The sequence below is a fragment of the Neobacillus drentensis genome (assembly GCF_036966985.1).
Lineage (GTDB): Bacteria > Bacillota > Bacilli > Bacillales > Cytobacillaceae > Neobacillus > Neobacillus drentensis_E.
In genome coordinates this window covers 1-5,241 of the sequence record NZ_JBALSN010000416.1, presented here as the reverse complement: position 1 = coordinate 5,241, position 5,241 = coordinate 1, and the positions used below count along the sequence as shown (strand labels likewise).

The following is a 5,241-nucleotide window of genomic DNA, read 5'->3' as shown; positions in this document are numbered from 1 at the left end:
ATTTTTCAATAAAAACTTAAAATATCTCATGCTATACTAAAAATGTGCATGCTAAATAACCTTCCGTTATTCTGATTTTGGAAGGTTTTGTTTTATTTAGTTAGATTTAGGCTCTAAGCTATATCTTGGAAAGTTGTTCTGTTCTTTAAAAGGGCAAATATCCAATGTAAGAGTTTATTTACACAAGCGATTACAGCTACTTTAAAAGGTTTTCCTTCATCACGTTTCTTATCATAGAACTCTCGTAATTTCTTATTTCGAGGAATGATTTCATCGCTTGTTTTGCTCTTACGACAGTCACGTATTGCACAACGCACAGCCATATATAAGGCGTGACGAAGCCTACTGGATCCTCTTTTTGTGATTCGATTTTTGGTGGCTGTAAACTTACCGGATTCGAATACACTAGGATCAACTCCAGCGAAAGCTACGAGTTTTTTAGGATCAGTAAATCTGTCTATCTCCCCGATTTCTGAAATGATCGTTGCAGCGATCTTTTCACCTATACCAGGGATAGATTTGATAATATTATATTCTTCAACTTCTTTAGCGAGGGCATCTATCTCAGACTCTAACTTGGATAGGTGCTCTTTGTATTGAAGAATGATGTTTATATACATACCAAGACTCAAAATATGACTCTGATACAAAGTCCTTTCAAAAGGATTTCGGTCTGCGGCAGCTTTGAGTTGAACAGCTTTTTCATTAGCCCATCTGTATGAACGGCTTTTACATAATTGAGCGATTTTGTCAGCTATGGTTTCAACACTTGCCTCTAATATATCTTCAGATGAGGGAAACTCTGAAAGAGTTAACAGTGATACTACTGAATATAAGTCGCCAAAAACCCCTCTATATTCAGGAAAGACCTGGTCCAGAATGGCTTGAAATTGTAACTTTGTTTGAATCAATACACCAGTAATATTTTCGTGCTGCCTTGTAAGATTCCGAAGGTTTAATAGCTGCACACCACGCTTCTTATACGGCTCTAAATCCTCTTTATAAAACAGCTCGCAGAGATGGTAAGCATCTATCGCATCTGTCTTTACTTTTCGAAGACTTGAACTTTTAGCCTTATAAGAAATCAATGGATTAATGATGATCAATAAATACCCACGGTCCTCCAAGTATTGAACAACAGAGGAATGATAATGTCCTGTCGCTTCTAGAACAATAGGCGGTTTCTTACCAGTTTCTCTCATAACCACCTCCAGAAACTCTAAAAGTAAATCAAGACCTTCTATAGTATGAGAAACTTTAAAACTCTTACGGTATGGTTTGCCTTTATCTAAAAATGCCTGAACTTGACTTTCTCCTTTTGAAACATCCAGACCAATGACTGGATTCATTCTAAAATCTCCTCCTAAACTAGTAATTTGCCAGTAACCCCTAATCCTCCATGCAGTGTCACAGCTTCGCTTGTTATACGAGATCTAAGTCCCAACCAGCCTCAATCATGTTTCTACAAGTAGGGGGCGAACCGTTTAGCTGACGGGGTCATTGCCCCACGGGCAGTTACGTTCTACCCTGGCTACTGATATAATAAGACCAAAATAAATAAGGTCAACCAGAAATATTTAGCATTCTGGTTAACCTTATAATACGAACGGGGCAGGATAGTTGAAGAAGAAAGAATAAAAAGTTGGTATCCATAAACACTAAAATATAAAAAGAGATATGGAAGGAAATATTATGCAAAAAGTAATAAAAGTGGTGTGCCTTTCTTTAATTTATTTGTTATTTATTTTACGTTTTTTTACTAATGTCTTTGTAGGAAATCCAATTATAGCAATACTTTTAGGGATACTCTTTCTACTGCTAGGAATTGTTGAACGTAAACAAAACAATGCTATGTCTAAAGTGTATATGGGTGTATCAGGAATAGTTTTTCTATCAGCAGTTTTTATGCTTTTGTTTCCAGATGCCCCTTTATTTAGTAAAGGCTTATTAAAGTAACGGGTGCGATTGTGAAATAAAACTTAGATTTTAAAACGATTTTATTGTTAAAGCATCCTTATAAAAAAATTAACTACTTTATTTTACCCCCATCTAAAACAGGATGGGGGTATACGTGTTTGAAGTATTAAAATTAATAAATTATTTTTGATATTTCCTTATTGCATGTGTGACAGCTTCGCTGGTACTACCCCTAGTTCTATAAAACATAAAAAAGCTAGCTATACCAGTTTTTTGAGGATGTTTTCTACCATTGCATTAATATCTTCATTTTCAGTGCTTTGCAAGTACTCGGGGTTTAGGACCTGGGTTTTCTTCGCTACATAATAATCGAATATAGCCTGTTTCAATGACAATTCTTCTTCCACTAAAAAGGCTGTATTCACCAATTTCCCTAGTACAGTTTCATCCTGAATAATTAAGATTGAGGGATTCAATTGATTAAAAACTTCTGCTTTCATGCCATTTCGATAAAAGGTATGAATGGCAGAAAGTTGTTCTTTTCTTGATTGCATCTTTTTTTCATAAAGATGTCTACAGCTTGTTTTTAAATCAGACAAATAAATATCTGAAGCATAGACAGCTGAAAAAACAGCTTGTTCAAACACTTTTTTGAAACGAAGTGGATAAGATAACTCTTCATTGGAAATGGTTTGACCAGCTTCATTTATATAATCAATACAGAGATTAGTCAGCTCCATAATTATGTCTTCCTTCGAAGAAAAGTAGTTATACAAAGAAGCCCGGCTTAAATTCATCGTTTTTGCGATATCTTGAATGGTAAGGGAAAGGAATCCTTGAGTCCGAACGACATGGATTAACTTTTTTACATAGGCTTTTCTCATCATCTGTCTTTCTTCAGGTGCAATTTTTCTCAAACTACCACTCCCTTTATCAGGAAATTATATCATAATCCAATGGTGTTCATTCAAATTCTGATATTCCAATTCTTTTCAGTTTACAACTAAAAGAAAGTGGAGTAAGGTTATAGGCAGTTAATATTTTAGACACTTTACAATATTTTTGTCTAAAATGAATAAAAGTATTTAAAGAACTCAAATATTATAAACAACACTTATAACGAAAAGAGGAGAATATAACAATGACTTCTATGACTACAACACAAATAACGAATAATTTTAATAAAATTGTGACAGAACGCCGTTCCATTAAAAATTATGATAAATCCGTAAAAATCAGCCATGAAGAAATGACAGAAATTCTTACATTAGCAACACGTGCTCCTTCTTCTGTTAATATGCAGCCATGGCGCTTTCTTGTGATTGAAAGTCCTGAGGCAAAAGCAACACTTGCCCCACTGGCACGTTTTAACCAAACTCAAGTTGAAACCTCATCAGCAGTTATTGCTGTATTTGGTGATTTGAAAAATTTTGAGAAATTTGAAGAAATTTACGGTGCAGCTGTAGAGAAGGGATTTATGCCTTTAGAAGTAAAAGAAGGTATTCACGCTTCCTTTTCAGGCTATTTTGAAACGATTTCACGAGAAGCTATGGAAGATATTGTTTTAGTAGATGGCGGTCTTGTATCCATGCAGTTCATGCTTGCTGCCCGCGCTTATGGATACGATACAAATCCAATCGGCGGATTTGAAAAAGACAAAATTGCAGAAGCATTTGGATTGGATAAAGATCGTTATGTTCCGGTTATGTTAATCTCTATTGGTAAAGCAGCAGATAACGGACATCCATCAGTTCGTCTGCCTATTGATCAAGTAGCGCAATGGAAGTAATGAAATTTAAATAAGAAGGGATTGACGTTCGATGATTATTATTCATGCAACATTCCATATAAATCCAGCGAAACAGGATTTGTTTCTAGAGGAAATTCAGCCGTTAATTACCGCCTCAAGAGAAGAAAACGGAAATATTTCATATCGCCTTCAAAAAGATACAGAAAACGAAAATGTATTTACGATGGTGGAAGTTTGGCAGGATATGCAAGCTGTTTCCAATCATAACTCAAGCGAGCACTTTACCAAGTTCGTAGCAAATGCAAAGGACTTTTTGACTGCCCCCTTAGAGGTTAAAGCATTTGAGGGGCAGCTATTAAAATTATAGATTTCGGACTCTTAAATAGAATGAAATGGTGAACCGTATCATAAGTAAATAAGGTTTTTTTCCAAAAAGCAAACAAGCCTACTCAAGAGCATTAAATCTTGAATAGGCTTATTTTGATTTTAATTAAATATCCCCGCTTTTTTAGAAAAGGGACTAAAATTGGCAATAAGGCAGCTACCAAAAAAAGCATTCTTATAATGGAATCCCACTGTTAATCCCAAGCAAACTAATCAATAAACGAACCACTCCATATTACCGTTGCCCGCTATATTATATCCAGTAAAAATGTATAAAAGGCAATGCGTATAATTTTTATGCAAATAAAACGCCCAGATAATACTCTGAAGAAAATTTAATCGCTAGTTGCAATATGTAATAAGCTTTCACTTTTTCCGGATGAATATGAACTTTTTGTTAATTTCCCCTACAAAAAATAAAGGAAAAACGTGGAAATACTATTGAATATGTTCTTTAGTGCTCGACTTAATAAAATTTCCTTTCATATAATTAGAAGGGAGTTGTATTTACGCTATAAGATTGTGAAGATTTACACTTAAAGTAACGGGTGCGATGCTTCAACAGCGAAGGATCGCTTTTACTGTTTAAAGAATATCCAAGATAGGTGGTGTGATCGCTGTGATCGATTGGGAGTGGACTGAAGTTGATATACTAGAAAGCCAAGGCAAATGGAATGAAGCAAAAGCTATCCTCATAAAAAGTTGGAACCAAAATCGTGGTGAATTAAAAACTGTTATTCGCCTTGGGTTCTTTTGCTGGTATGTACTAGCAGAAGAGGGTCCCTTGGATATTAAAGGTGTGGATTTTGATGAATTAGAGACTGTGTTACGTCAGGTTACGGATTTTGGATTGGCTAATTTTATGACTAACGAGGATTTTCTCTGGTGTTTTGGTTATATGATTTCACTTTTCCCATATTACTTTGGTGACTACGAGTCTTGGGAAGAAAAAGGAAATTTGATGTTAAAGCGGGCATACGAACTTTGTCCCAATGATCCGATTTATAAATATTCTTATTTGGGGTGCCTTCCCAATACTTACGGTAAACATAAAGATGAATATCAGCAGGTTCACGCTGTTCTTGAAGATAGATTTCAAGGAGAAGGGGTATTATCGGGATATTTTAAAAGTGTTTGGCATCGTTGGCACGGAAATTGAACTGGAAGAACGGGCTGCATCTAAGGTCTTT

At 35.3% G+C, this 5,241-nt stretch carries 6 protein-coding genes; 4 read left to right on the top strand and 2 right to left on the bottom strand.

Annotated elements, in window-relative coordinates; translation table 11 throughout:
- Positions 1-113 precede the first annotated feature (113 nt).
- A complete protein-coding gene (locus V7659_RS23890) occupies positions 114-1,349 on the bottom strand; it encodes an IS110 family transposase (protein WP_335542643.1) in 1,236 nt (411 codons plus the stop codon).
- Between the two features lie 343 nt (positions 1,350-1,692).
- Here V7659_RS23890 and V7659_RS23885 point away from each other — a divergent pair, with 343 nt between their 5' ends.
- Positions 1,693-1,956 carry a hypothetical protein gene (locus tag V7659_RS23885; protein ID WP_335542642.1) on the top strand — a complete coding sequence of 88 codons (264 nt, stop codon included), beginning with the start codon at positions 1,693-1,695 and terminating at the stop codon, positions 1,954-1,956.
- A gap of 221 nt (positions 1,957-2,177) precedes the next feature.
- On the opposite strand, the gene V7659_RS23880 is transcribed toward V7659_RS23885, so the two are convergent.
- Positions 2,178-2,834 carry a TetR/AcrR family transcriptional regulator gene (locus V7659_RS23880; RefSeq protein ID WP_283873208.1) on the bottom strand — a complete coding sequence of 219 codons (657 nt, stop codon included), beginning with the start codon at positions 2,832-2,834 and terminating at the stop codon, positions 2,178-2,180.
- Positions 2,835-3,067: 233 nt separating this feature from the next.
- On the opposite strand from V7659_RS23880, the gene V7659_RS23875 reads away from it, so the two are divergent.
- The 3 genes from V7659_RS23875 (at position 3,068) to V7659_RS23865 (ending at position 5,210) form a co-directional block, all read left to right on the top strand.
- Positions 3,068-3,706 carry a nitroreductase family protein gene (locus tag V7659_RS23875; RefSeq protein WP_283879513.1) on the top strand — a complete coding sequence of 213 codons (639 nt, stop codon included), beginning with the start codon at positions 3,068-3,070 and terminating at the stop codon, positions 3,704-3,706.
- A 31-nt stretch (positions 3,707-3,737) separates the two neighbouring features.
- Positions 3,738-4,034, top strand: a complete 297-nt coding sequence (locus V7659_RS23870; protein WP_283873209.1) for a putative quinol monooxygenase — start codon at positions 3,738-3,740, stop codon at positions 4,032-4,034.
- Positions 4,035-4,670: 636 nt separating this feature from the next.
- Entirely contained in the window at positions 4,671-5,210 is a 540-nt protein-coding gene (locus tag V7659_RS23865; RefSeq protein ID WP_335542641.1) for a hypothetical protein, read from the top strand.
- Positions 5,211-5,241: the final 31 nt, after the last annotated feature.